The sequence below is a fragment of the Thalassospira sp. UBA848 genome (genome assembly GCF_002295455.1).
Lineage (GTDB): Bacteria > Pseudomonadota > Alphaproteobacteria > Rhodospirillales > Thalassospiraceae > Thalassospira.
In genome coordinates this window covers 1-24502 of record NZ_DBGS01000144.1, presented here as the reverse complement: position 1 = coordinate 24502, position 24502 = coordinate 1, and the positions used below count along the sequence as shown (strand labels likewise).

29 protein-coding genes and 1 tRNA gene are annotated in these 24502 nt (G+C 54.1%); 8 read left to right on the top strand and 22 right to left on the bottom strand.

Annotation, left to right across the window (positions count from 1 at the left end):
* Positions 1-73: 73 nt before the first annotated feature.
* The gene (locus B2R48_RS19870; RefSeq protein ID WP_062954845.1) at positions 74-652 is read left to right on the top strand and encodes a histidine phosphatase family protein; all 579 of its coding nucleotides are present in this window, start codon (positions 74-76) and stop codon (positions 650-652) included.
* 45 nt (positions 653-697) lie between these two features.
* On the opposite strand, the gene B2R48_RS19865 is transcribed toward B2R48_RS19870, so the two are convergent.
* The 7 genes from B2R48_RS19865 to B2R48_RS19835 form a co-directional block, all read right to left on the bottom strand.
* Positions 698-774: transfer RNA gene (locus B2R48_RS19865), tRNA-Pro, on the bottom strand.
* 68 nt (positions 775-842) lie between these two features.
* A complete protein-coding gene (locus B2R48_RS19860) occupies positions 843-1313 on the bottom strand; it encodes a MerR family transcriptional regulator (RefSeq protein ID WP_414716205.1) in 471 nt (156 codons plus the stop codon).
* A gap of 23 nt (positions 1314-1336) precedes the next feature.
* A complete protein-coding gene (locus B2R48_RS19855) occupies positions 1337-1627 on the bottom strand; it encodes an integration host factor subunit alpha (RefSeq protein WP_008891097.1) in 291 nt (96 codons plus the stop codon).
* 156 nt (positions 1628-1783) lie between these two features.
* Positions 1784-2755 carry a beta-ketoacyl-ACP synthase III gene (locus B2R48_RS19850; protein WP_062954843.1) on the bottom strand — a complete coding sequence of 324 codons (972 nt, stop codon included), beginning with the start codon at positions 2753-2755 and terminating at the stop codon, positions 1784-1786.
* Positions 2756-2795: 40 nt separating this feature from the next.
* The gene (gene plsX, locus B2R48_RS19845; protein WP_062954842.1) at positions 2796-3875 is read right to left on the bottom strand and encodes a phosphate acyltransferase PlsX; all 1080 of its coding nucleotides are present in this window, start codon (positions 3873-3875) and stop codon (positions 2796-2798) included.
* Between the two features lie 256 nt (positions 3876-4131).
* Positions 4132-4710, bottom strand: coding sequence for a YceD family protein (locus B2R48_RS19840; protein WP_062955251.1), 579 nt, complete (start codon positions 4708-4710; stop codon positions 4132-4134).
* Between the two features lie 13 nt (positions 4711-4723).
* A complete protein-coding gene (locus tag B2R48_RS19835) occupies positions 4724-5275 on the bottom strand; it encodes a ubiquinol-cytochrome C chaperone family protein (protein ID WP_062955252.1) in 552 nt (183 codons plus the stop codon).
* Between the two features lie 165 nt (positions 5276-5440).
* On the opposite strand from B2R48_RS19835, the gene B2R48_RS19830 reads away from it, so the two are divergent.
* Positions 5441-5890 (top strand): outer membrane protein assembly factor BamE, encoded by a 450-nt coding sequence (locus B2R48_RS19830; RefSeq protein WP_213473221.1) that lies wholly within the window; start codon positions 5441-5443, stop codon positions 5888-5890.
* Between the two features lie 29 nt (positions 5891-5919).
* Here B2R48_RS19830 and thiL read toward each other — a convergent pair whose 3' ends face one another.
* The 9 genes from thiL to rpiB all read right to left on the bottom strand — a co-directional run bounded on the left by thiL (position 5920) and on the right by rpiB (position 13037).
* Positions 5920-6894 (bottom strand): thiamine-phosphate kinase, encoded by a 975-nt coding sequence (gene thiL / locus B2R48_RS19825; protein WP_297003715.1) that lies wholly within the window; start codon positions 6892-6894, stop codon positions 5920-5922.
* 1 nt (position 6895) lies between these two features.
* On the bottom strand, positions 6896-7393 hold the full coding sequence (nusB, locus tag B2R48_RS19820) for a transcription antitermination factor NusB (RefSeq protein WP_062954840.1): 498 nt from the start codon (positions 7391-7393) through the stop codon (positions 6896-6898).
* Positions 7393-7857, bottom strand: a complete 465-nt coding sequence (gene ribH, locus B2R48_RS19815) for a 6,7-dimethyl-8-ribityllumazine synthase (protein WP_062954839.1) — start codon at positions 7855-7857, stop codon at positions 7393-7395. Before ribH ends, nusB begins: the two co-directional genes overlap by 1 nt.
* A gap of 4 nt (positions 7858-7861) precedes the next feature.
* A complete protein-coding gene (ribB, locus tag B2R48_RS19810; protein ID WP_297003712.1) occupies positions 7862-9016 on the bottom strand; it encodes a 3,4-dihydroxy-2-butanone-4-phosphate synthase in 1155 nt (384 codons plus the stop codon).
* A gap of 6 nt (positions 9017-9022) precedes the next feature.
* Positions 9023-9610 (bottom strand): riboflavin synthase, encoded by a 588-nt coding sequence (locus B2R48_RS19805; RefSeq protein WP_297003711.1) that lies wholly within the window; start codon positions 9608-9610, stop codon positions 9023-9025.
* A gap of 4 nt (positions 9611-9614) precedes the next feature.
* Positions 9615-10736 carry a bifunctional diaminohydroxyphosphoribosylaminopyrimidine deaminase/5-amino-6-(5-phosphoribosylamino)uracil reductase RibD gene (ribD, locus tag B2R48_RS19800; RefSeq protein ID WP_297003709.1) on the bottom strand — a complete coding sequence of 374 codons (1122 nt, stop codon included), beginning with the start codon at positions 10734-10736 and terminating at the stop codon, positions 9615-9617.
* A complete protein-coding gene (gene nrdR, locus B2R48_RS19795) occupies positions 10736-11209 on the bottom strand; it encodes a transcriptional regulator NrdR (RefSeq protein ID WP_008891109.1) in 474 nt (157 codons plus the stop codon). Before nrdR ends, ribD begins: the two co-directional genes overlap by 1 nt.
* Positions 11210-11233: 24 nt before the next feature.
* A complete protein-coding gene (gene glyA, locus B2R48_RS19790; protein WP_062954835.1) occupies positions 11234-12508 on the bottom strand; it encodes a serine hydroxymethyltransferase in 1275 nt (424 codons plus the stop codon).
* An 85-nt stretch (positions 12509-12593) separates the two neighbouring features.
* A complete protein-coding gene (rpiB, locus tag B2R48_RS19785; protein WP_062954834.1) occupies positions 12594-13037 on the bottom strand; it encodes a ribose 5-phosphate isomerase B in 444 nt (147 codons plus the stop codon).
* A gap of 463 nt (positions 13038-13500) precedes the next feature.
* On the opposite strand from rpiB, the gene B2R48_RS19780 reads away from it, so the two are divergent.
* Positions 13501-13920: a MucR family transcriptional regulator gene (locus B2R48_RS19780; protein ID WP_062954832.1), complete on the top strand. Its 420-nt coding sequence runs from the start codon at positions 13501-13503 to the stop codon at positions 13918-13920.
* Positions 13921-14050: 130 nt separating this feature from the next.
* On the opposite strand, the gene B2R48_RS19775 is transcribed toward B2R48_RS19780, so the two are convergent.
* From B2R48_RS19775 to B2R48_RS19760, 4 genes are all read right to left on the bottom strand, one after another.
* On the bottom strand, positions 14051-14242 hold the full coding sequence (locus B2R48_RS19775; protein WP_062954831.1) for a DUF6898 family protein: 192 nt from the start codon (positions 14240-14242) through the stop codon (positions 14051-14053).
* Positions 14243-14365: 123 nt separating this feature from the next.
* Positions 14366-15310, bottom strand: a complete 945-nt coding sequence (gene mmsB / locus B2R48_RS19770; protein ID WP_414716204.1) for a 3-hydroxyisobutyrate dehydrogenase — start codon at positions 15308-15310, stop codon at positions 14366-14368.
* Positions 15311-15341: 31 nt separating this feature from the next.
* Positions 15342-16433, bottom strand: coding sequence for an enoyl-CoA hydratase/isomerase family protein (locus B2R48_RS19765; protein WP_297003703.1), 1092 nt, complete (start codon positions 16431-16433; stop codon positions 15342-15344).
* A 3-nt stretch (positions 16434-16436) separates the two neighbouring features.
* Entirely contained in the window at positions 16437-17576 is a 1140-nt protein-coding gene (locus B2R48_RS19760; RefSeq protein ID WP_297003702.1) for an acyl-CoA dehydrogenase family protein, read from the bottom strand.
* A 227-nt stretch (positions 17577-17803) separates the two neighbouring features.
* Between B2R48_RS19760 and B2R48_RS19755 the strand changes: the two genes are divergently transcribed.
* The 4 genes from B2R48_RS19755 (at position 17804) to hemB (ending at position 22277) form a co-directional block, all read left to right on the top strand.
* Positions 17804-19090, top strand: coding sequence for an O-acetylhomoserine aminocarboxypropyltransferase/cysteine synthase family protein (locus B2R48_RS19755; RefSeq protein WP_297003700.1), 1287 nt, complete (start codon positions 17804-17806; stop codon positions 19088-19090).
* 133 nt (positions 19091-19223) lie between these two features.
* Complete coding sequence (locus B2R48_RS19750; RefSeq protein WP_297003699.1) at positions 19224-19985, top strand: DeoR/GlpR family DNA-binding transcription regulator; 762 nt, start codon at positions 19224-19226, stop codon at positions 19983-19985.
* A 34-nt stretch (positions 19986-20019) separates the two neighbouring features.
* The gene (locus B2R48_RS19745; RefSeq protein WP_297003697.1) at positions 20020-21213 is read left to right on the top strand and encodes an MFS transporter; all 1194 of its coding nucleotides are present in this window, start codon (positions 20020-20022) and stop codon (positions 21211-21213) included.
* A 56-nt stretch (positions 21214-21269) separates the two neighbouring features.
* Entirely contained in the window at positions 21270-22277 is a 1008-nt protein-coding gene (gene hemB, locus B2R48_RS19740) for a porphobilinogen synthase (RefSeq protein ID WP_297003695.1), read from the top strand.
* Between the two features lie 75 nt (positions 22278-22352).
* Here the strand turns inward: hemB and B2R48_RS19735 are convergent, their stop codons facing one another.
* The gene (locus tag B2R48_RS19735; RefSeq protein WP_297003693.1) at positions 22353-23324 is read right to left on the bottom strand and encodes an HAD-IIA family hydrolase; all 972 of its coding nucleotides are present in this window, start codon (positions 23322-23324) and stop codon (positions 22353-22355) included.
* A 479-nt stretch (positions 23325-23803) separates the two neighbouring features.
* On the opposite strand from B2R48_RS19735, the gene B2R48_RS19730 reads away from it, so the two are divergent.
* The gene (locus tag B2R48_RS19730; protein WP_082923501.1) at positions 23804-23962 is read left to right on the top strand and encodes a DUF1127 domain-containing protein; all 159 of its coding nucleotides are present in this window, start codon (positions 23804-23806) and stop codon (positions 23960-23962) included.
* A gap of 110 nt (positions 23963-24072) precedes the next feature.
* Here the strand turns inward: B2R48_RS19730 and B2R48_RS19725 are convergent.
* The coding region (locus B2R48_RS19725; protein ID WP_297003690.1) for an AMP-binding enzyme at positions 24073-24502 on the bottom strand (430 nt) is incomplete at its 5' end.

The window sequence follows — 24502 nt, the reverse complement described above, 5'->3', positions numbered from 1 at the left end:
CCCTTTTTGATCCGAAACCCCTGATTTCAGGTATCAGACTCATCTTCCTTCGTACGCGAGATGGGTAAGGATTATGTCGATTTTGCTTCCAAACATACTTCGGATCGCCAGCTTTCTGGCTTTATTGATCCTTTCCACCCTCCCTGTTTCTGCTGCGGAAGACGCATGGCAAATATGGAAGTCTGACGGCGTACATGCCCTGATGCGTCATGCCATCGCGCCCGGGACTGGCGATCCGGCGAATTTTACGCTTGGTGATTGCTCAACCCAACGCAACCTTAATGAAACCGGCCGGGAACAGGCCCGCAACACTGGAAATGTCATACGCAGTAAAGGGATTCTAATCAGCTCTGTAATGACCAGCCAGTGGTGCCGCTGTGTTGATACAGCAAGATTACTTGATGTTGGACCGGTCGCCGAAGAACCCGCACTTAATTCGTTCTTCCGGGACCGAAGCACCGAACCGACGCAAACCCGTAAAATCAAACAGCTACTGGCCGGTCTGGCCGACGGCGAAAAACGATTACTGGTCACCCATCAGGTCAATATTACGGCGCTGACTGGAATTTTTCCGCGATCGGGCGAAATTATTCTGATTCGATTGGCTGACGAAACCGCAGACATAGAAGTTCTCGCCCGGTTGATGCCCTAGCACCGCAGGAAGCGAACAATCAACTAATCATGGAAGAGAGATAATTGGTCGGAGCGAGAGGATTCGAACCTCCGACCCCCTGCACCCCATGCAGGTGCGCTACCAGGCTGCGCCACGCTCCGACCGTAAAGATGCGCCGTTTGGCGCGGCTCGATAAATAGCGGCGCCACGCCAAAGACGCAAATGGTTTTTAAGGATTTTTTTTGGTGTCCTGCAGGCCTGTCCGCAAGATCACCTGAAGTTCTTCAAGTTCGCCCAAAACAGCTTTCAGTGCGGCTTTATCTGAAGCTGAAACACCCGTCTTCATTGGTGCGACATCACTTAGCACCCCGTCCGAAGGACGCGTGTCAGCCTCTTGTCCCGCAACAGCGATCTCGGAAGGCAACTTGCCCTTATTCTGATCCAGAAGCTTTTGAACGCCTTTGATCGTGAAACCCTGATCGTGCAGAAGGGTTCGAATATGAGCAAGGAAATCAATATCTTCGGGCCGATAGTAACGTCGCCCCCCTGCTCGCTTCATCGGCTGGATCTGCGGGAATTTGGATTCCCAGAACCGCAAAACGTGCTGCTGAAGACCAAGCTCCTTTGCAGCCTCGCTAATTGTACGAAAAGCAGAGTCGGACTTTGCTGTCCGGCGGGAATTCCCCGCCGCAGCCCCCAAGTTCGTTTTCATGAGTCTTTTTCTTAAGCGTTAATGCGGGCTTTCAGGACCTGTGACGGTCGGAAGACAAGCACCTTACGCGGAAGGATCGGCACTTCCTCACCCGTTTTCGGGTTCCGACCGATGCGTTGTCCTTTCTGACGAACCGAGAAACTTCCGAACGAGGAAATTTTCACGACTTCATCCTTGATCAAGGCAGACGAAATTTCATCAAGAACAGTTTCCAGCAGCTGGGCGGACTCGTTCCGCGACAGACCTACTTCTTGGTAAACGGCTTCAGCGAGATCCGCACGGGTAATCGTTGTTTCCGACATGACAGGCCGCCTCCTAATTACGGGACTTAATTTACAAGGCTATATCTGGTAGCGAAATCAGTCAATATCAACAGGATACACTGCTTTTTGACGGAATGTTGTGAAAATTAAGAATTTCACGTGTTTTTGAGCCATTCCGCGCAAGTACGTGCGTGCTTACCAGCGCACCAGCGATGCACCCCATGTGAACCCGCCGCCCATGGCTTCAAGCACGACGATATCACCGCGCTTAACGCGTCCGTCATGAACCGCTTCAGCCAGTGCCAACGGAATTGATGCCGCAGACGTATTGGCATGACGATCGACCGTCACGACCACCTTGTCTTTGGAAATACCAAACTTGCGCGCGGTGCTGTCAAGGATACGCTGGTTGGCCTGATGCGGCACAAGCCAATCAATGTCATTTGGCTCAAGCCCCGTGTCGGCCAGAACCTCGCGGATCACACTGGCGAGGTTGGTCACAGCATGGCGGAAGACTTCCTGACCTTCCATGCGAAGATGACCTACCGTTTGCGTGGCAGACGGCCCACCATCGACATACAGAAGTTCGTATTTGCTGCCATCGGAATGCAGGCGATTGGCAAGAATGCCGACATCTTCCATCGTGCCTTTGCCTTCAACGCCCTGAACAACAACCGCACCGGCACCGTCACCAAACAGCACACAAGTCCGGCGGTCTTCCCAGTCAAGAATACGCGAAAAGGTCTCTGCACCGATGACAAGGGCAGTTTTGGCCTGACCGTTGCGGATATACATATCCGCGGTCGTCAGCGCGTAAATAAAACCGGAACATACGGCCTGTACATCAAAGGCAAAACCTTTGACCCCAAGGCGGTTTTGCACCTTGGTAGCGGTTGCGGGAAACGTATTGTCGGGCGTTGCGGTTGCCACGATGATCAGGTCGATGTCTTCTGACGTGACACCGGCATGCTCCATCGCCTTGTTCGCTGCGGCAAAGGCCAGATCGCTGGTAGTTTCCCCCTCGGCAGCAATATGGCGCTGACGGATACCGGTCCGCGCAACGATCCATTCATCTGACGTGTCGACGCGCTTGGCCAGATCATCATTGGTTACAACGTTTGCAGGTAGATATGAACCGCAACCAATAATGCGAGAACGAATTGTCATGATATGGGAACCGCCGGCTTTCTGTTTTCTGGTGGGTTAATCAGTTGGTTTGACCAACAGGAACGGCAACATCTTCTTGCTCCGCATCTTCAAGGCCGCTCATGGCCTCTTCAAATACGGAAAGTTCATGCTTGATGCTGTCATTGAGGTTATTGACGATCAGGTCGTGACAAACCCCGATGGCATTGGAGAACCCGAGTGCGTCGGTGCCCCCATGGCTTTTGACCGCAATACCGTTCAGCCCAAGCAACATCGCGCCGTTGTAACGGCGCGGATCCATCCGGTCACGGAAACGCTGCAACGAGCGACGGGCAAGAAGATAACCGATCTTGGCAAAGAAAGAACTTTTGAAGGTTTCACGCAGGAAATGCACCAGCAGGCGCGCAGTGCCTTCCGCGGTTTTCAGTGCGACGTTGCCGGTAAAACCGTCGGTCACAATGACATCAACGGTCCCCTTGGCAAGGTCATCCCCCTCGACAAACCCCTCAAATCGGATCGGCAAATCAATTTCGCGCAGGATTGCTGCGGCTTTCTTGACCGATTCATTGCCCTTGAGCTCTTCGATACCAACATTGAGCAACCCGACAGACGGTTTTTCAAGACCGAACAGAATGCGGGTAAATACCTCGCCCATCAGGGCAAACTGCACAAGGTTGTGCTCGTCGCATTCGATATTCGCGCCAAGATCAAGCATGACTGTTTCGCCACGCTGCGTTGGCATATAAGTCGCAATTGCCGGGCGGTCGATCCCGCGAACGGTCTTAAGGACAAACTTGGCCATGGCCATCAATGCACCGGTATTCCCGGCAGAGATCACACCTTGTGCGTCTCCCTCTTTCACAGCATTGATGGCAAGACGCATGCTGGAATCCCGGCGCTGGCGTAGCGCGACGGAAGGTTTGTCTTCCATCGAGACTTCCTGGGACGCATGGCGGATTTCGCTGACAGCCTCCAGCGTTGGATACTTGGCCAGCAGCGGTTTGAGCCGCGCTTCATCACCAAACATCAGAAACTTGAGATGGGGCAGCCGCTTGAGCGCAATTTCGGCACCAGCCAAAACCATCTCAGGCGCGTGGTCTCCTCCCATCGCGTCAAGTGATATGCAAACCTGTTCAGGCAACGTATTCTCTTATGGTTGTTCTAAAATCTCTGAACCGGATACCCGGCAGACAAGCCAATTGGGACAAGCCCGTCATCCATAGGCCGGAACGCCCGTAATTACCGGAATTCTCCACCAGATACAAGGTAAAGCCGAGTCAGGCGACCAACAGTACAACAGCTGAAACACAGTCATAATGCCGTTCAAAAGTGAAATGCCGGTAAATACCGGCATATTCATCACGCCTAATCATCAGACGTTCCGGTCCCAATGACCACTATTTTTTCTTTTCAAGCTGCTCTTTAAGACCTGCCAGCTGGGCAAACGGATTAGGTTTGTCGGCGTCAGCCTCTTCTTCGGACTGGATCGATTCCGGCAACTCGGCATCGTCCTTGCGCGGATACGGGTCCATCGCAACGGCCAGAAACTGTGCGACCACTTCACCAAGATCAATCTTGCCATCTACCAGCGGCTCTGGCTGTTCGAGCAACGCCATCAGTTCTTCTTCGGACAGGTTTTCAAGATCATCCGGGTTTGACGGCATGTCATCTTCGGACACATGCGGGGAAAACAGGACTTCCACCGTATCCTCGACCGTTTCCGGCACTGGCTCGAGGGTCGCGACACAGTTTTGGACGATTTCGGCACTCATCGGGCCACGTACTGTGACTTCGCCATTTGACGCTGTCTTGACTTCAAGTTCGGCCCGAAGGCTATTGATGGACACCAGCTCGAACCGTTCAGCAAGGGCGGCGCGCTCTTTTTCATTGGCTTCAACGACAAGTTTCTCTTTGCCACTGACCATCTCTTCGGTTTTGACAATTCGGGAAAACTCGGGAGTAAATTTATCAGACATCAGGTCTTTCTTTCTATTGCGGTTCAGACACGGCGACATCGGGCACTTCGGGGAAATGCACCGCGCCGTTCTGCATTTGCAAAATGGTTTGATTTTCAAGCTTGGCCAGTGCGTCATGCACATAACCAACCATCGCCATCAGTTGTGCGTCACTGGCATCACAATCAGCATAAAGGTTGCGGTTCAGAGCGGCGGCAAGCTCGGCTGCGCCCGACTGAACACCCTCTTCATAGGCAACAATGCGACCATGATAGGATTCAGACATTTTTCGGATCCGTTTAAGGATGCCGACATCTCCAACCCCCATTTCGCGCATATTCTGGTCAAGGTCGGCAAACATCACATCAAAGATGTGCTGGGCAAGATCACGGTCGCCATCGTCGGCCTTAAGACGGCGAAACAGAATGAAGGCATGAACAAGGATAAGGTCAAAACGACCTTCCAACGTGTCGGGCACACCCAGCTTTGCATAAAAGTCTGGCTGACGCGCTTGGGTTACCATTGCCGTGTAAAGTTCGAACGCAGCAGTTTGCTTGCGGTCCTTTTTCTTTAGCCATCCAAACAACAGTAACACTCCTTCGTTGACATTCCTGTCATGGCACGCAGAATGCCGTAAATCTCATTGGGGCATGTCTGCCCCATTCATTGCCCGGCAATATCATGCGCCTCGCGCAGAAACTCAAGGCAATTCCGGTTTGGCTTCAACAAGAGGGTCGCTCAGGTGAGCTTCATGCATAACAAAACTACCCGCATTCCCCTGATCATGCTGGCAGGACTGGCCATTGCCTTTGTCGCTGCCTGCAGCCCCAGAATTGCGACCCGCGGTAACGCGCCGGAACCAGAACAGCTTGAACAGATCTCTGTCGGAGAATCGACCAAGGGTGATGTCACCAACATTCTGGGTTCGCCGTCCTCGGTTGCGGCCTTTGACGAAAATGTCTGGCTTTACATCTCAAGCGTGACCGAAACCGTCGCCTTTTTCGAACCTGAAACAGTCGAACAAAAGGTTATCCTGATCAGTTTTGATGCGGCCAACCGCGTCGAAATCCTCAGCGAATATGACCTTGAGGACGGCAAACCGGTCATCCCGACAGACCGTGTGACGCCGACCGCCGGTCGTGAAATCACGATTCTGCAACAGCTGTTTGGCAACCTGGGCCGGTTCAGCGAAGGGCAATAAGCCCGTTGAACCCGCGAACATCCTTGCCGTTATTTAAAATGGTCGAACCCGCTATCTGCGAGTTCGGCCATTTTGCCATCTACCCCGACCAGTGACACAGTGCCGACCTCGTCGGTCACGCCACCGATGACGGTTACCATATCGCCAAGTGCGGCAATATCGTCCGGCGATCCGGCAATCAGCAGCTCATAATCGTCACCACCAGCAAGAACGCGCTCCCACTGACTTTCATCAACATCCACGATGCTCTTTGCTGCATCAGAAAGCGGGATTGCATCGCGATTGATGACAAGCCCGACATTTGACGCAGCACAGATTTTGCGGCAATCACCCGCCAATCCATCAGAGACATCCATTGCTGCCAAGCGGATATTTGCCGCAGAACAAACCGCACTTTCATCAAGACGCGGCTTTGGCAACAAGTATCGGTCTTGCAGATACGCTGCCAAGTCCTTGTCCAGCTCAGGGAATTCATCATTCAAAACCGCCAGCCCCAGGGCCGCGTCCCCCAGGGTGCCGGTCACAGCCAGAACATCCCCCGGCTTTGCCATATCACGTCTCAGCGCACGTCCCGCCGGGACATAGCCAAACGCGGTCAGGCTGAAAAATGTCGGACCCGGGGTCACAACGGTATCGCCACCCCAAAGCGATACGCCAAACGATTTGCAATCTTGGCCAAAGCCCTTGGCAAACTGTTCGACCCATTCATCGGACAGATCACGATTGTAGCCCGCACTCAGAACCACGCCGCCCGGTTTGGCGCCCATTGCGGCCAAATCAGACAGGTTCACGCGCAGAACCTTTTTTGCGATCAGATCGGGATCATCAATGCTTCGGAAATGGACGTCCGCCACCAGCGCATCAGTTGTCACAACAACCTCATGCCCGGCAGGCGGAGAAAACACAGCCGCATCATCCTTCAAGGACAATGCGGCTGGATCACTTTGCGCGATGGGCGCAAAATGGCGCGCGATCAGTTCAAATTCGCCGGATCGCGCTGCCATATCAATGTTGTCCGGCTTCACCGGGACGCAGGGTCTTCCCGATCCGGTCAAGTACGGCATTGACCAACTTTGGCTCGTTCTCATCAAAGAACGAATGTGCCGCATCGACATATTCCGTAATCACGACCCGCATCGGCACGTCTTCGCGCGCGATCAGCTCATAAGTGCCCGCACGCAAAATGCTGCGCAGAACCGTTTCAAGACGCTGCGTGGTCCAGCCTTTTTCAAGGGCACCATTAATCATCGCGTCAATATCAACCATCCGCGCGGCAACACCTTGCACCAGATCGGCAAAGAAACCGCGATCCGGATCAATCAGGTCTTCGTTGGGGACTTCGATATCGCGACCACCCGTCCCATCAAGGCGGAAATCGGAATATTCGCGCACAATATCAGCAGCCGACAGTTGCGACAGCTCTGCCTGATAAAGCGCCTGAATAGCGGCAAAACGCGCCGCGCTGCGCCGCTGTGCGGCTGATGCCTTTGGTTTATCGGTCATTACTTGTGATGTATTCCAAAATGGTTTTGAACTTCAATCTGACGCAGAACAGCCTTGGCAGCCTCGCCACCCTTGTTCTTTTCGTCAGCTTTGGCGCGTGCAAGTGCCTGTGCTTCATTCTCGACGGTCAGGATGCCATTGCCGATCGCCAATTTATATTCAAGGCAAAGCTGCATCAGTGCCCGATTGGCTTCTTCGCAAATGTGATCATAGTGCGTGGTTTCGCCGCGAATTACGCAGCCCAACGCAAGATAACCATCATAGCGCGGACCGGTTGCCAGCTCTTCCATCGACTGTACAGCATACCGGATGGTGATTGGCACCTCAAACGCACCCGAAACCGAAATACGGTCCCACGTTGCGCCACCAGCTTCAAGCGTCGATGCGGCCCCTTTAACAAGGTCTTCGACGATATGTGTGTAATAAGGCGCATCCACAATCAGAATGTGGGGGGCGTTGCTCATGATTTTATTCCTCCGAGACGACAAGCGGACGCTGATCAACCAGATTTAGACCGAAGCCGTCAAGTCCTACAATGTGGCGTTTGGTATTTGAAAGCAGAATCATGTCGCGAATGCCAAGATCGTGCAAGATTTGCGCACCGACGCCGTAATCACGCAAATCGCCATCGCCGTTCTCGTCTGCCAGTTCCTGACGCAGGGCATCGCCATCGCCGCCATTCAGTTCAATCAGTTTGGCAATTGACGATGACAGGGTATTGGGACGGGGTTCGCGAATAAGAACGACGACGCCACGGCCCTCCTCGCCAATCTGACGCATGGCAGCCGCAAGCTGCCCCTGATGTTCGGTTTGAGTATCACCCAGAACATCTTCGATGACATTCAGCGCATGCACCCGCGTCAGCACAGGTGCGTCATCGGAAATGTCACCTTTGACCAGCGCGATGTGTTCTGCATACGTGACGTTATTGACATAAAGATGCATGTCAAACTCGCCACCATTCACACTTTTGATCTTGGTTGTCGCTTTACGCTGAACGACCTTTTCATGCTTGCGACGATAGCGGATCAAATCGGCAATCTGCGCGATTTTAAGATCATGCTTCTTGGCAAATTCAACGAGCTCCGGCAGGCGCGCCATTTCACCCGAATCACTCATGATCTCGCAAATAACGCCAGACGGGTTCAACCCGGCAAGACGTGCGATATCCACCGACGCTTCAGTATGGCCGGCACGGACAAGCACCCCGCCCGGACGGGCACGCAGCGGAAAGACATGACCCGGTGTTACGATGTCGTGGCGTCCGGCATTGGGATCAATCGCAACCGCCACCGTGCGCGCACGATCCGGCGCCGAAATCCCGGTGGTAACGCCGGTCTTGGCTTCGATCGAGACGGTAAAGGCCGTTTCATGGCGGGTGCCGTTATGGGCGCTCATCATTGTCAGGCCAAGTTCGTCGCAGCGCGCAGACTCAAGCGTCAGGCAAATCAGGCCGCGGCCATGGGTCGCCATGAAATTGATCGCATCCGGGGTTGCCATCTGGCCCGGAATGACCAGATCGCCCTCGTTTTCGCGGTCCTCGTCATCAACCAGAATAAACATCCGGCCATTGCGGGCTTCTTCAATGACATCTTCGATTGGCGAAAGGTAATTGTGCGGCATTATTTATCAATCCTTGCCCAGCATACGCGCGACATAGCGTGCCAGCATGTCGATTTCGAAGTTGATCCGGTCGCCCGGCTGTTTCGAACCCAATGTGGTTTCGGTTTGGGTATGAGGTATCAGATTGATACCAAACGTGTTCCCGTCAACCTCATTGACGGTCAATGAGACACCTTCAAGCGTGACCGATCCTTTGGATGCGATATATTTCGCGAATTCATCCGGCACTTCGAATGTCAGGCGCAAAGAGTCCCCCTCGGGCACACGCTTGGTCAGGATAGCGACACCATCGACATGTCCCGAAACGATATGCCCACCCAGCTCATCACCCACGCGGGTTGCTTGCTCAAGATTGGCCTTGGACCCGACAGAAAGATCACCAAGCGTCGTGCGTGACAGGCTTTCTGCCGACGCTTCGATCGCAAACCAGTCATCGCCTGTTTCAACCACGGTCATGCAGGCACCGTTGCATGCGATTGACGCCCCCAGAACAATCTTCGACGTATCAAAGGATGTCGTGAACTCGAACCGGGTGTCGCCTGTCTTCTTAATTGCACGAACCGTTGCAATGTCGGTGATGATGCCAGTAAACATTCATTTATTCCGTTATTTTTTCGTAAGTTACCGCAATATCCTGACCCAGCTTCTGAGTCGAAGTGCGTTCGAAATGCGGTGCCTCAGCAAGCTTGTTCAGGCCAAGTTCTGCTATCACTGCCTTGCCATCGCCACCGATCAAAGATGGCGCGACGAAATGAATAATGCGGTCAACAAGACCGGCCTTGATCAAACCAGCAGCAAGGTTGCCGCCGCTTTCAACAAGGACACGTGTCAGACCTTTGTCTGCCAACTTGCGCATGACGTCATGTAGGTCCAGATGATCGTCTGCGCACCCCGCAGCAATCACTTTTAGCGAAGTTTTTGCAAATTTTTCCGATAGTTCGGCGAAATTCCGCTCTGTCGTTACCAACCATGTCGGCACATCAATTGCGGTCTGAACAAGATTTGCTGCAACCGGCACGTCGCCTGTCCGGTCCAGAATGACACGCACCGGGGAATGATACTCCCGCCCGGCAAGGCGACAGGTCAAACTCGGATCATCAGCAATAACGGTTTTGGCCCCAACCAGAATGGCATCATGGTTGGCACGCAGAACATGGCCAGCTTCGCGTGCCGCCGGGCCGGTAATCCACTGGCTTTCACCATTCACGGTAGCGGACCGCGCATCAAGGGTTGATGCCAGTTTAAGGGTGACAAACGGACGGGAACGCTCAGCCTTCGACAGAAAACCTTCATTCACACGCCGGGCCTCGTCGGTATAAAGCCCGACATCAACCTGAATACCCGCATCACGCAGCATTTTGTGCCCTCTGCCCGATACACGCGGATCAGGGTCAGTCAGTGCGCTGACAACGCGCGACACCCCGGCTTCAATAAGACCGGTTGCACAGGGCGGCGTTTTGCCAACATGGCTGCAGGGTTCAAGGGTGACATAGGCGGTGGCCCCACGGGCCCGATCACCGGCGATATCAAGGGCAACGCGTTCGGCATGCGGGCGACCGCCAGGTTGCGTGTGACCGCGCCCGACGATGATCCCATCGGAAGAAACAAGGACACAGCCAACCGACGGGTTCGGCCAGACATTTCCCAAACCGCGTTTTGACAGGCTCAATGCGACCCGCATGAAATGCCGGTCGTCTTCGCTAAACGCGGGGGCTGTCATTACTCTGCGTCCGCCTCTTCTTCCCCATCATGCATTTTTTCGACGAATTGTTCAAAATCGCGTGCTTCACGGAAATTCTTGTACACCGAAGCGTAACGTACATACGCCACCTGATCGAGGGCGTTAAGCGCCTCCATCACCATTTCGCCAATGGTATCGGTGGAAATGTCGCTTTCGCCACTGCTTTCAAGACGGCGTTGAATACCGTTCAGGGCCTTTTCAACACGTTCGTCTTCGATCGGGCGCTTGCGACAGGCAAGGAAGATTGACCGCGCCAGCTTGTCGCGGTCGAACAATTCGCGTTGCCCGTCTGTTTTCACAACCATCAACTCACGCAGCTGGACACGTTCGAATGTCGTGAAGCGTGAACCACAGGCAGGACAGAACCGGCGACGGCGAATGGCATGATGCTCTTCGGTCGGACGGGAGTCCTTAACCTGGGTATCGGTATGTCCGCAAAACGGGCAACGCATATTTTTATCTAAGCCTCAAATCGATCAGGAATAGATCGGGAAACGCTTGCAGAGGTCTTCAACCTTCGCACGGACGGCGGCTTCGACTTCGGCATTGCCTTCCGGGCTATCGACCATGGCATCCAGAACGTCACCGATCAGTTCACCAATCTGCTGGAATTCGGCAACACCGAAACCACGCGTGGTACCAGCCGGCGTACCAAGACGCACACCAGACGTAATGGTCGGCTTTTCGGTGTCAAACGGAATACCGTTTTTGTTACACGTGATGCCTGCGCGTTCCAGTGCGACTTCTGCCGTGTTGCCTTTAAGGCCCTTCGGACGCAGGTCAACCAGCATAAGGTGCGTATCGGTACCGCCGGTCACGATATCAAAGCCGCGTTTGACGAGGACTTCGGCCAGCGCCTTGGCGTTATCAACGACCTGCTGTGCGTATTCCTTGAATTCCGGACGCAGTGCTTCACCAAAGGCAACTGCCTTTGCTGCAATCACATGCATCAGCGGACCACCCTGCAAACCCGGGAACACGGCGGAATTGATCTTCTTGCCGATATCAAGGTTGTTCGACAGGATCATGCCGCCGCGCGGACCGCGAAGGGTTTTATGCGTGGTGGTGGTAACAACATCGGCATAAGGAAGCGGGCTCGGATGAACGCCACCGGCAACCAGGCCAGCGAAGTGCGCCATATCAACCATCAACAGCGCGCCCACCTTATCAGCGATTTCACGGAAACGCTTGAAATCGATCTGACGCGGAATGGCCGAACCACCGGCAATGATAAGCGCCGGCTTGTGTTCAACAGCAAGGGCTTCGACCTGATCGTAATCAAGGGTCAGGTCATCTTCACGAACGCCATACTGAACCGCGTTGAACCACTTGCCCGACAGGGCCGGACGCGCACCGTGCGTCAGATGACCACCAGCATCAAGCGACATACCCAGAATGGTATCGCCCGGCTTGCAAAGGGCCAGCATTACCGCACCGTTTGCCTGGGCGCCGGAATGAGGCTGAACGTTGACAAATTCGCAGCCGAAGATTTCCTTGGCGCGGTCAATTGCCAGCTGTTCAGCAACGTCAACATACTCGCAACCACCGTAATAACGGCGCGAAGGATACCCTTCGGCGTATTTGTTGGTCAGGACAGTGCCCTGTGCGTCGATAACTGCTTTGGAAACGATGTTTTCCGAGGCAATCATTTCGATCTGGTTCTGCTGACGATCAAGTTCGTCGGTAACAGATTTGAACAGTGCCGGATCAGCTTCGGACAAGCTGGTGGTGAAAAAGCCTTTGAACGACATGCGGGGGCCTCTTTCGATGAGATGTGACGGGGAGCGACCCTTGGGGCCGCCTGCCCGTTCCGGTTGATGCCAGATGGCGATAAAATCAGACGGAGCAGGACATTTTTGCGACGCGACCTTCGTGACGACCGCCTTCAAATTCGGTCGACAAGAACGCATCCACGCAATCCATTGCCGTGGCTTCGCCAATAAGGCGCGCACCAAGGCACAGGACATTTGCGTTATTATGTTGACGGCAAAGTTCAGTCGAAAGACGATCATGAACCAGTGCCGCCCGGATTTCCGGATAACGGTTGGCAGCCATGCTCATGCCGATGCCCGACCCGCAGACAAGAATGCCTGCCTCGGCCTTGCCATCGATAATGGTTTTGGCAACCGCTTGTGCGAAGTCCGGATAATCCACGGACGCCGTTCCGTCTGTACCAAGATCAAGCACGTCAATTCCGCGCTTTTTCAGGGCATCAGAGATTGCTGATTTCAACTCAACACCACCGTGATCGGAAGCAATGGCAAGGGTCTTGACGGTCATAGGTGTGCCTTCATCCCAAAGCAGAAGATTAAAATTGAGCGCCTTGTAGCATATAGCGTCGAACCTGCCAACGCGCAGCTCACCCAAATCAGCAAGTTTTCCAAACAGAACGGGCGCAGTAAAACCGCCTTGATTCAGACGCTCCACTTACTGAACACATATGTCGGTTTTATCGCCGTCAACAAGGTCAACTGGGGTATCAGAATGGTAATATCGCCGTACAGAACGATCCTGCCATTTAAACAGTAGCATTGCGCAATCGGACAGGTTGCATTTACATGCGGACCTAAAATCAATGAGCGTGAAATGACGAAGTATAAAATTTTCTCTTAATACAGCCCATAGTTATTTGAATACAGGTATTGAACAACAATTCTTCTTGTGTTTTTCTGTTGTTTGACTATATCGGAAGAATACAGAATTAAGTTTAATCTGATTTACCGAATGAAGGATTACTTCAATTATGGCTGAAACTGAGAACAGCGTGCTTGACCGCGACGAACTTTTACAGATGACCGTCGACATTGTGTCTGCGTATGTCAGCAACAATGCGCTTGCTGCGGCACAGATTCCGGAACTGATTTCAACCGTCTTTGCTTCTCTTGATGAAATACACGAAGTGGACAAAGAACCGGAACAGGAACCGTTGAAACCGGCTGTCCCGATCAAGAAATCCATTGGTGACGACTTTATCGTCTGCCTTGAAGATGGCAAAAAGCTGAAAATGCTCAAACGCCATCTGCGGACGACCTACAACCTTACGCCGGACGAATATCGCGCGAAATGGGGGCTGCCATCCGATTACCCGATGGTTGCACCGAACTACGCCAAACAGCGTTCGCAGTTCGCCAAGAAAATCGGTCTGGGTCGCAAGGCGAAATAACGCCCTGCCCAAGCAAAACCGATTACAGAAAACGCCGCCCAATTCCCGGGCGGCGTTTTTGTTTACCTAATCCAAATCAGGCCAGATCGCGCAATACATGATGACTGCAAACGGCACTGAACGGAAAAGGTCACTTCTTGTTGAGGACATATTCAAGTTTTTGGGCCGCAACACGCTTTAGCTGTTCGGGATTGCGGCTGATTGGCCCGGCCACCGTCACTTCGACACCGGTCTTTCCATCAATCGCTGTGCACCGCAAATAGGTACCCACCTTGCGCAGTTCAAAATAGATTTCGTTCGACGTGTTATAGCGTGTGGCCATTGCTGCACTGATCTTGTCAAAATACGGATGATGCTATTGTGCCGCCATTTTCCAACAACGCAACATATAACAAAACGGGCCCGGCAAACCGGACCCGCTTCCTTGACCTGCACTGAGGATTGATTATTTCTCGCCATCCAGCATTTTTACAATGGCCGAGAAATCCATGCCGCCGTTTCCGCCATTGGAATAAAGCGCATAAAGGCTTTCGGCGAGGGCCCCCATCGGCGTGGTCGCACCCGCAGATGCCGATGCCTGCTGTGCCAGCTTCAGGTCCTTGAGCATCATATCAACCGCAAAGCCCGGCTGGTAATCCCGATTGGCCGGTGATGCCGGGACAGGACCGGGAACCGGGCAATAGCTTGTCAGCGCCCAACACTGTCCCGATGCCTTGGATGAAACCTCAAACAGCTTCTGCGCATCAAGACCAAGACGCTTGGCAAGCATGAAGGCCTCCGAAACAGCAATCATGCTGACACCGAGCACCATGTTATTGCAAATCTTTGCCGCCTGCCCGGCACCGCTGTCACCTGCATGAATGATGTTACTGCCCATACCAGCCAGAATGGGTTCGGCGCTGGCAAAATCGGCTTCCGCGCCACCAACCATGAATGTCAGGGTTCCAGCGGCCGCACCGGCTGTTCCACCCGAAATCGGAGCATCGACAACGCCAAGGCCGGCAGCGCGGGCCAGATCAGATGCCTTGCGCGCCGAGTCCACATCAATTGTCGAACTGTCGATCAGAACAGTACCTTGCTTGGCATGCGCGATGACACCATCGGGTCCGTCATAAACAGCAAGGACATGTTTACCCGCTGGCAGAACCGTAACAACATACTCAACATTGCTGGCGGCATCGGCGACCGATGCCGCCTTGGTTGCGCCGGCATCCTCTGCTTTTGCCACCGCATCCGCCGAAAGATCGAAAACCTTCACCGCGTGCCCCGCCTTGACCAGGTTGGCCGCCATCGGGCCACCCATATTGCCCAGACCAATAAAACCGATATTTGCCATTTGAAGTCTCCTCTGACACCCGAAACGGGCGTTTTGTTCTGATTTTGTATTCATCTGACGGAATGATTTTCCCGTCGTTTCTGTTTTAAAGATTCAGTTCTTTGTCTTCTGGCAGCATTTCAAAGTATTCCGCCACTTCTCTCGGATCGACCTGACCAACATCACCATGTTGCCATTTCGGCGCGTGATCCTTGTCAATAATCACTGCCCTGACCCCTTCAAACAGGTCCGGCTTGCAAACCATGCGCTGCGCCAAGCGGTATTCCATGTTCAAGACCTCTGCCAGCGACATGTCTGCACCTTGAAGGATCTGCTCGAAACTGACGCAAAGTGCTGTGGGCGACTTGCCACTTAATGTCTCAAGGGTTTCCGTCCCAAACGCGCTATTGGCACCTTGCAGGGATTCGAAAATCGCCGCGACACTGTCGCCAGCAAAGCAATGGTCGATCTCGCTGCGAATTTCTGAAAGTGGCGCTGAACCTAACGGCGTTTCATGCTTGTTAAGGATGTCCTCGACGATGGCGAAATCATCTCCGTCCCACGTCGCGTTGGCCAGCGCATTCTTGATCGCATCAAGCTTTGCGCTTTCCGCGCCATGCGTCGCCAGCCCGGCATAAAGGCAATCGGCAGCCTTGACCCTTGCACCTGTCAGGCCAAGATACATCCCGATTTTGCCGGGACAACGCGGCAGGAAATACCCCCCGCCAACATCTGGGAAGAAGCCAATGCCGGTCTCGGGCATGGCAAACAAGGTACGCTCGGTCACGACGCGGAACCGGCCGTGGACCGAAACCCCGACACCACCACCCATCGTGATCCCGTCCATCAGCGCAATGTATGGCTTTGGATAGGTCGCGATATAGTGGTTCAGGTGATATTCACGACGATAAAACGCATCCAGCATCTCGTCGTTGTCAACCTGACGGGCATCATAAAGGCCACGGATATCTCCACCGGCACAAAATGCCTTTTCACCTGCCCCCTCAACAACGACGACCTTGACCGTTTCATCCTGTTCCCAGGATTTAAGCTGCGCCATCATCATATCGACCATCACAAGATCAAGCGCATTCAGCGCCTTGGGACGGTTCAGAACGATGCGCGCGACCGGGCCATCCTGGGAAAACAGAATGGGTGTTTCGGCGGTATTGTCGGATGTATTTGAAACAGTACTCATAACCTAGTCTTTCAGGGCAGCGCGCGCGATGATCAGGCGCATGATTTCGTTGGTACCTTCAAGGATCTGGTGCACCCGCAGATCACGCAAAAGCCGCTCGATGGGATATTCACGAATATAACCATATCCGCCATGCAGCTGCAGCGCCTCGTTACAGACATTAAAGCCGGTATCAGTCGCAAAGCGTTTGGCCATAGCACAGAACTGTGTGGCATCGTCTGTCTTGTGATCCAGCTTCCATGCGCCTTTATGCAGCATCAGCCTTGCCGCCTCGAGCTCGGTCACCATATCGGCAAACTTGAATTGCAGCGCCTGAAACTGATCCAGACTTTTGCCAAACTGCTTGCGCACCTTCATATGGTCGCGTGCATGTTCCATTGCTGCGCGTGCACCACCGATCGAACAGGCCGCGATATTCAAGCGCCCACCATCAAGGCCCTTCATGGCGAACTTAAACCCTTCGCCCTCTTCACCCAGACGGCTCTCGACCGGCACCTTGCAATTGCTAAAGATAACGGCTGCGGTCGGCTGACTGTTCCAGCCCATTTTTTCTTCAAGTTTGCCAAATGACAGTCCCTCGGCATCCTTTGGCACGATAAAGGTGGAAATGCCTTTTGGGCTGTCATCGCCAGTACGCGCCATCACGACATAGATATCGCTGCGCGATCCACCGGAAATAAACGCCTTCTCACCATTGAGGATATAGTGATCGCCGTCGCGTTCGGCACGAGTGCGAAGAGATCCGGCATCCGATCCGGCGCCCGGCTCGGTCAGGCAGTAGCTCGCGAAATGCTCCATCGTGACGAGTTTCGGCAGATATTTCGCGCGCTGTGCGTCATTGCCGAACGTGTCAATCATCCAGCAAGCCATATTATGGATCGAAATATACGCGGCTGTGGATGGGCATGCTGAGGCAAGTTCTTCGAAAATGACCGCTGCATCAAGCCGTCCAAGGCCTGTGCCACCATATTCCTCGCCGGTATAAATCGCGGCGAACCCAAGTTCGGCTGCCTTGCGCAAGGTTTCCTCGGGGAAGATATGATTTGCATCCCAGTCACCTGCATGTGGTGCCATTTCATTCTGAGCAAAATCACGCGCAGCCTGGGCAAATGCCTGCTGATCTTCAGACAGGTTGAATTCCATTGGATCGCCGCCTCTTTTACTTTTGTATTTTCCCTTTACGTAAACGTGAAACCCGCCACTTGTCAATTCATTCGGTATAATCGTACCGAATTATCACAATTACGCATATCCTCGCCCCGTGCGTTCCCGGATATGATCCATTTCGCCAAATGTTCCTTGCAGATACCGGGCCGCTGCGCATACCCTCCTCCCATCAGGAACAACGAAAAATCAGGGAAACATTCATCATGTCTTCGACCAAACCGGAAACCATTGTCCTTCATGCAGGCTATCGGGCTGAACCGACAACCGGGTCCGTTGCCGTTCCGCTGTATCAGACAACCAGCTATCAGTTCCGTGACACCCAGCATGCTGCAGACCTGTTTGCGCTTAAGGAACTTGGCAACATCTATACCCGCCTGATGAACCCGACCAATGATGTGCTTGAACAACGGGTAGCTGCCCTTGATGGGGGTGCTGCGGCTGTCGCACTGGCATCGGGTCAGGCAGCGTCGACCTTTGCGGTTCTTAACATCGCACAGGCAGGCGACAATATTGTCAGTTCCACCGACCTTTATGGTGGCACCTGGAACCTGTTTGCCAACACTTTCAAACAGATGGGCATCGAAGTCCGCTTTGCCGATCCATCGGATCCGGAGAACTTCCGTCGCCTTGCCGATGACAAAACGCGTGCTTTCTATGCCGAAACCCTGCCCAACCCGAAACTTCAGGTCTTCCCGATCCGCGAAGTTGCCGATATTGGCGATGACCTTGGCATTCCGTTGATTGTGGACAACACCGCAGCACCGGTGATCTGCAAACCGATCGAGCATGGCGCCAGCATCGTCATGTACTCGACCACCAAATTCATTGCCGGTCACGGCACCTCGGTTGGCGGGATCGTGGTTGATTCGGGCAAGTTTGATTGGGAAAAACACGCCAAGCGCTTCCCGCTTCTCAATGAACCGGACCCCAGCTATCACGGGGCTGTCTGGACCGAGGCCGTCAAACCGATTGGCCCGGTCGCATACGCGATTAAACTGCGCTGCACCCTTCTGCGCGACGTTGGCGCGGCCGCATCGCCATTCAATTCGTTCCAGACCATTCAGGGCATGGAAACCTTGCCGCTTCGCATGGAACGCCATTGCGAAAACGCGCTCAAGGTTGCCGACTTCCTGGCATCCCACCCGAAAGTCACCAAGGTCATCCACCCGAGCAAACAGGATGGCGAGGCCCGCCGTCGTGCGGACAAATACCTTAAGGGTGGCTTGGGTTCCTTGATGGGATTTGAGCTGGCTGGCGGCAAGGATGCAGGCGAGAAATTCATCAATTCGCTGGAACTGCTCTATCACGTGGCCAATATCGGGGATACACGGTCCCTTGCCATTCACCCGGCCACGACGACTCACAGCCAGCTGTCGGAAGAAGATCGTCTGTCATCCGGTGTTACTGACGGCTATGTGCGCTTGTCCATTGGCATCGAACATATCGACGACATCCTGGCGGATTTGACCCAGGCGCTTGATAAAGCCTGATCAAGCGCCTCATCGTTAGAAGATCTTGGAACCGGCCAGACCATCATCTGGCCGGTTTTTCTATTGACGCTTTTGCATGTCCGGGCTAACCAATATCGGCAATACATGCACAACATGCAAAACAGGCACACCGATGTCGAGCGTTTCAAGCCGTCAGGACGAAATCCAGAAACTTCTGCGCAGCCAGGGTACGGTTCATATCCACGATCTGGCCGCCCTGTTTCACGCATCCCTTGATACCATCCGCCGCGATCTGCGCCAGATGGAAGAAGAGGGTTATTTGCGCCGCATTCATGGTGGGGCGGTCCTGCCCAATTCGGCACAGGAAAGCTACGTCGAACGGGCGCAGGAACTGCAACCCGAACGGACTGCCATCGCCCAAAAGGCCGCACGCGAACTGATCCCCGATGATTGCGTGGCGTTTTTCGATAGTGGCACCACCGTTTGTGAAGTTGCGCGCAACCTCAAACCATCCTTTCGCGGCACGGTGATTACAGTCAATCCGATGATCGCGGTCGAACTTGCCAATCATCCAAATGCCGAAGTCATCATGCTCGGCGGCACGCTTCGCAAAGCAGATATGGCGGTGTGCGGCCCGACGACCCTTGATCAACTCGGAAACTTTAATGCCGATATCGCACTGCTTGGCACCTGCGCGCTTCACCCCGAGGCGGGGCTTTCGACCAGCAGCACCGAAGAACGCGCCATCAAGGCGGCCATGATCGCCCAATCGGCCGAAGTCATTGCCATCACCACCGCCGACAAACTTGAAACCAGCCTGCCGCACCGGGTCTGCGACATTGATGCGATTTCCCATCTGGTCACCGGGCGCAAACTGTCAAACGGCTATCTTGCCAATTACACCCGGCGTGGTTTGAACGTCATTCAGGCCTGATTGCCTGCCCTCGCCTTGCGGAGAAACATGTTAAATGCAAACCCACGCCACTGCCCATAACCGGGTGCGCGCCATCTTCTTTTTACATGGTGCCGCTTTTTCAAGCTGGGTGCCGCATATCCCGTTGGTGCAGGAACGCCTTGGCCTTGGCCATGACGAACTTGGCGGCATTTTGCTGGCGGCGGCCATCGGGGTGCTTGCCGTAATGCCGATCGCCGGAAGACTGGCCGACCGGTTCGGCAGCGAACGCGTGGTGCGCTATTCGGGGCTGTTTTATTTCATCGCGGTCGGCGTGCCCGCCTTCATGCCCGATTATCTCAGCATTTCGATCGCGATGTTCGCACTGGGCTTTTCCGGTGCCTTTCTGGATGTCGCGATGAATGCCAATGGCCTGCAGGTTGAACGCGTCAAGGGCCGCAGCATCATGTCCGGGTTACATGGTTTCTGGAGTCTCGGTGGTTTTGTCGGCGCGGGGATTGCCGCCGCATGGTTCGCCCTGCCCGTTGGCAATGAATTCCATCTGCCAATCGTGCTTTCGCTGTTTCTGATCGCGCACATCATCGCACAAGCGGGCCTTCTGTCCGATCACGCGGCATCGGAACAGCTGTCTGACCCAAAGGATGCAAGCCAAACCGCGACCGCAACGCCCAAGGATCGCAATCTGTTCCTGATGCTGTTGCCCTTCGGAGTCTGCGCCTTTATCGGCCAGTTCGGCGAAGGTGTCCTGACCGACTGGGCGACGGTGTTCATGAATTCCGAATTGTCATCGGGCCCGACACTGGCTGCCGTCGGCTTTGCCATCTATTCCTTTGCCATGGCCGCCACCCGCCTGTCTGGTGATGCACTGGTCACCCGGTATGGTCGCGTGCCGGTATTGCTGACAAGTTCGGTACTGGCATCCCTTGGCACCCTTGTTTTGACCCTGTCTCCCAATATCGTTTTCGCCTGGATCGGCTGCGGGATTGCTGGTATGGGACTTGCGGTGATCCTGCCGCTGTTGCTGTCTGCGGCGTCCCAGACAACGGGCAAAGGTGGCGGTGCGGTTGTTTCGATCATTGCCGCAACCGGTTATTCCGCGATCATGGCCGGGCCACCGGTGATCGGTGCCATTGGTGAAGCCCTCGGACTGGTCACGGCCTTTGCCCTGACATCCGCATTCCTGGCCATGATTATCCCGGTTTACCTGTTAACCATGCGCAGGCGTTTGCAAATTGCGGCCAATGGTTGATCAACGGCGCAATCTGTCCCATAAATTGCCCAGCCTCACAGTATAGAGAACAGATCATGGTCAACAAATTCGCCTATGGCACCTTCCCCAGCACCCGGCAGCGCCGCAACCGCATGACCGACTGGTCGCGCCGCATGGTCGCGGAAACGCGGTTGACCTCCCATGATCTGATCCTGCCGGTGTTTGTCATTGATGGCAAAAACGAACGCACGCCGATCCCGTCCATGCCCGGCGTTGAACGCCAGTCGGTCGATATCTTGGTCGAAACCGCCAAACATGCCGAGAAGCTCGGCATACCGGCCCTTGCCCTGTTTCCCTATATCGATGCCAGCCTGAAAACCAAGGACGCCCGCGAAGCCTATAACCCCGACAACGTCGTCTGCCGCGCGGTCAAGGCGATCAAGGATGCCTGCCCCAATCTTGGTGTGATCACCGATGTCGCGCTGGATCCCTTCAACGCCGACGGACAGGACGGCATTGTGGTCGACGGTCAGATCCTCAATGACGAAACGACCGAGGCCCTTGTGCGTCAGGCCCTTGTTCAGGCGCAGGCAGGCTGTGACGTGGTTGCCCCGTCGGACATGATGGACGGTCGCATTGGCGCGATCCGCAAAGTCCTTGAAGAATCAAGCCTCAAGAACGTTCAGATCATGGCCTATTCGGCGAAATACGCGTCTTCCTTCTATGGCCCGTTCCGAGATGCGATCGGTTCGGCCAGTGCGCTCGGCAAGGCTGACAAGAAAACCTATCAGCTGGATCCGGCAAACAGCGATGAGGCGATGCGCGAAGTCGCCTATGACCTTGATGAAGGTGCAGACTCGGTCATCGTCAAACCGGGCCTGCCCTATCTTGATGTGCTTTATCGCGTCAAACAGGAATTCGGCGTGCCGGTCTTTGCCTATCAGGTATCGGGCGAATACGCGATGATGCGTGCGGCTGGTCAGAATGGCTGGCTTGATTATATCGGCTGTGCGATTGAAACCCTGTCGTGTTTCAAGCGCGCCGGGGCATCTGGTGTTCTGACCTATAGCGCGATTGAAGTCGCCGAGGCACTGGAAGGCTGATCTCCCCGCCGCCACGACAAGCGATAAAAAAGGGCCTCAATCGAGGCCCTTTTGCTTTGGGATGCGAACATCAAATCATGCGGACTTTGCCGCAATGCCATCCGCATCATCTTCAATGCCATGGCCAATCGCCCGCGCGCAGAAATGCGGACGCAGGCCGGACCGGGCAAATACGCCTTCGATATCCTGCCCATCAAGGAACCCGCCCTGATGGACCAAAAGGGTTTTGATGCCTGACGCCAGTCCACCCAGCACATCGGTATGCACCGTATCGCCAACCATCAACACACGGCTGCGATCAACATCGGGATGGCGTTTCAGGACTTCCTCGAACACGTGGTGATACGGTTTGCCGACGCATTGCGGCATGACACCGGATGCATCGCCCGCCAGATGCGCGAAATAGCCCGACTCAACTGACAGAAAATCACCCATCGGCGCACAAATGTCGGGGTTGCCGACCAGAACCGGCCGCGGATTATGCTTAAGGCTCTGTTCCAGAAGGGCTTGCTGGGTATCGGTCCAACTATCTGAATCGATCAACAGGAACCCGCCAACGACATCATAAAGCGCGCTGTCACTGCCAAGCGGCTCGACCCGACCGGGCAGAATATCAAACGGCCAGTCGGTCGGCGCCATTGCGCCCCAATGAGTGATGTCTACATATTCGCCCATCAGCGGGGCGACAAACTGCTGGCTGCTGATCAGGCTGTTATTGTCGAAATCAAAACCGCGCTTGCGATGACGCGCCAGAATGGCCTCGCCGGAGCTTGAGGCATCATTGGTGACAACCGCGATCTTCTTGCCCATTTTCTGCAAGGTCGCGACCGTCTTCACCGCACCGGGAATGGCACTTTGCCCGCTATTTAGCACGCCAAAGGCATCAAACACGATCAGATCAAACTGATCGGCAATCGCCAGAAGGTTGTCGACATAATCGGTTGCTTTGGGCACGGCATCGGGTGCGACCTGTGGCAGACGCGGTGCATAGCGCAAATAGGCCTCCAGGGCCTGCGCAAAATCCAGTTGCAACCGATTGGCACTCATCGTCATTTCTCCCACACGAACGGCACGTTATTAAAATTCCGGCGTATTCAAACCGATTAGCGCGTTAATTACACCCAAAATTATTCGCACCACCACAAATGCGGATAATCAACCAGAACACATCACGCAACTTCATTACCCATGCACCATACGCATAGCAATAAAAAGTATTAAATCTGCGTCAGCCATCCACTTTAGAACAGTTAATGAGATATTTCAGGCATTTCTGCGCTTTTCAATCCGCAGACATGCAAAAAACGCATTGGATTATATCCGTAATCACCCTTAGATTGCCCTCACGAAATGAATAGGACGTATCGACTGATGAATGCGCCACCAAGCAGTTGATCATTCGATACATCCCATGCAAACCGACACGTCAAACCAGCTAACTATTCCGATGCGGAATATCTCGGTGAGAACATGCCGGTTAACTGAATAGACGCCGAATAATCGGCCGGTTTGAAATAGGTGATGAAATGATCGTAACCAAGATTTTTGCTTTCCTTCGCGCTCTTCGCGTTCAGTACCAGACCCAGAATGCGCTGCGTAAGCTTGATACGCGCGAACTGGCTGACATCGGTTTGAACCGCGATATGATCGACGATGTAGCACACCGTGTTGCTTTCGGTCGCTAAGCCACGACCGTAGCGTCCACGAAAAAACCCCGACAGAAGCTCTGTCGGGGTTTTTTCTTTGTCTGCATCTTATAATCGGGGTTCAAAAGCCCCGTCTCGTTCGCTATATGTCAGTTGGCAAACAAGGCCTTGTGTTCCTCGCGCAGGACATTCTTTTGCACCTTGCCCATCGCGTTACGTGGCAGTTCATCGACAAAGAAAACCCGCTTGGGCACTTTGAAGTTGGCCAGTTCGGATTTGATCGTGGCAATCACGCCCTCTTCACTTAGACCGCCCTTTTCTTCCGGCACGATCACGGCAACAACCGCCTCGCCAAAATCGGGGTGCTGAACGCCAATCACGGCACTTTCAACAACACCATCCATCTTGTCGATCAGGGTTTCAATTTCCTTGGGATAGACATTAAATCCGCCGGAAATCACCAGATCCTTGGCACGCCCGACAATATGGACATATCCCTTGGCGTCGATCTTGGCGATGTCGCCAGTGATAAAGAATCCGTCTTTGCGGAATTCCTCGGCGGTTTTTTCGGGCATCTGC

Excerpts from the sequence above, each read along its gene's own strand:
- ribD (WP_297003709.1), bottom strand. The coding sequence starts at position 10,736 with ATGACAGCCCCCGCGTTTAGCGAAGACGACCGGCATTTCATGCGGGTC.
- nrdR (WP_008891109.1), bottom strand. The coding sequence starts at position 11,209 with ATGCGTTGCCCGTTTTGCGGACATACCGATACCCAGGTTAAGGACTCC.
- B2R48_RS19840 (WP_062955251.1), bottom strand. The coding sequence starts at position 4,710 with ATGTCTGATAAATTTACTCCCGAGTTTTCCCGAATTGTCAAAACCGAA.
- B2R48_RS19735 (WP_297003693.1), bottom strand. The coding sequence starts at position 23,324 with ATGAGTGCCAATCGGTTGCAACTGGATTTTGCGCAGGCCCTGGAGGCC.
- B2R48_RS19755 (WP_297003700.1), top strand. The coding sequence starts at position 17,804 with ATGTCTTCGACCAAACCGGAAACCATTGTCCTTCATGCAGGCTATCGG.
- B2R48_RS19855 (WP_008891097.1), bottom strand. The coding sequence starts at position 1,627 with ATGTCGGAAACAACGATTACCCGTGCGGATCTCGCTGAAGCCGTTTAC.
- B2R48_RS19745 (WP_297003697.1), top strand. The coding sequence starts at position 20,020 with ATGCAAACCCACGCCACTGCCCATAACCGGGTGCGCGCCATCTTCTTT.
- B2R48_RS19805 (WP_297003711.1), bottom strand. The coding sequence starts at position 9,610 with ATGTTTACTGGCATCATCACCGACATTGCAACGGTTCGTGCAATTAAG.
- B2R48_RS19750 (WP_297003699.1), top strand. The coding sequence starts at position 19,224 with ATGTCGAGCGTTTCAAGCCGTCAGGACGAAATCCAGAAACTTCTGCGC.
- glyA (WP_062954835.1), bottom strand. The coding sequence starts at position 12,508 with ATGTCGTTCAAAGGCTTTTTCACCACCAGCTTGTCCGAAGCTGATCCG.
- B2R48_RS19850 (WP_062954843.1), bottom strand. The coding sequence starts at position 2,755 with ATGACAATTCGTTCTCGCATTATTGGTTGCGGTTCATATCTACCTGCA.
- ribB (WP_297003712.1), bottom strand. The coding sequence starts at position 9,016 with ATGCCGCACAATTACCTTTCGCCAATCGAAGATGTCATTGAAGAAGCC.
- thiL (WP_297003715.1), bottom strand. The coding sequence starts at position 6,894 with ATGGCAGCGCGATCCGGCGAATTTGAACTGATCGCGCGCCATTTTGCG.
- B2R48_RS19765 (WP_297003703.1), bottom strand. The coding sequence starts at position 16,433 with ATGAGTACTGTTTCAAATACATCCGACAATACCGCCGAAACACCCATT.
- nusB (WP_062954840.1), bottom strand. The coding sequence starts at position 7,393 with ATGACCGATAAACCAAAGGCATCAGCCGCACAGCGGCGCAGCGCGGCG.
- B2R48_RS19760 (WP_297003702.1), bottom strand. The coding sequence starts at position 17,576 with ATGGAATTCAACCTGTCTGAAGATCAGCAGGCATTTGCCCAGGCTGCG.
- B2R48_RS19830 (WP_213473221.1), top strand. The coding sequence starts at position 5,441 with ATGCATAACAAAACTACCCGCATTCCCCTGATCATGCTGGCAGGACTG.
- rpiB (WP_062954834.1), bottom strand. The coding sequence starts at position 13,037 with ATGACCGTCAAGACCCTTGCCATTGCTTCCGATCACGGTGGTGTTGAG.
- ribH (WP_062954839.1), bottom strand. The coding sequence starts at position 7,857 with ATGAGCAACGCCCCCCACATTCTGATTGTGGATGCGCCTTATTACACA.
- B2R48_RS19780 (WP_062954832.1), top strand. The coding sequence starts at position 13,501 with ATGGCTGAAACTGAGAACAGCGTGCTTGACCGCGACGAACTTTTACAG.
- mmsB (WP_414716204.1), bottom strand. The coding sequence starts at position 15,310 with ATGAATACAAAATCAGAACAAAACGCCCGTTTCGGGTGTCAGAGGAGA.
- hemB (WP_297003695.1), top strand. The coding sequence starts at position 21,270 with ATGGTCAACAAATTCGCCTATGGCACCTTCCCCAGCACCCGGCAGCGC.
- B2R48_RS19730 (WP_082923501.1), top strand. The coding sequence starts at position 23,804 with ATGATCGTAACCAAGATTTTTGCTTTCCTTCGCGCTCTTCGCGTTCAG.
- B2R48_RS19870 (WP_062954845.1), top strand. The coding sequence starts at position 74 with ATGTCGATTTTGCTTCCAAACATACTTCGGATCGCCAGCTTTCTGGCT.
- B2R48_RS19775 (WP_062954831.1), bottom strand. The coding sequence starts at position 14,242 with ATGGCCACACGCTATAACACGTCGAACGAAATCTATTTTGAACTGCGC.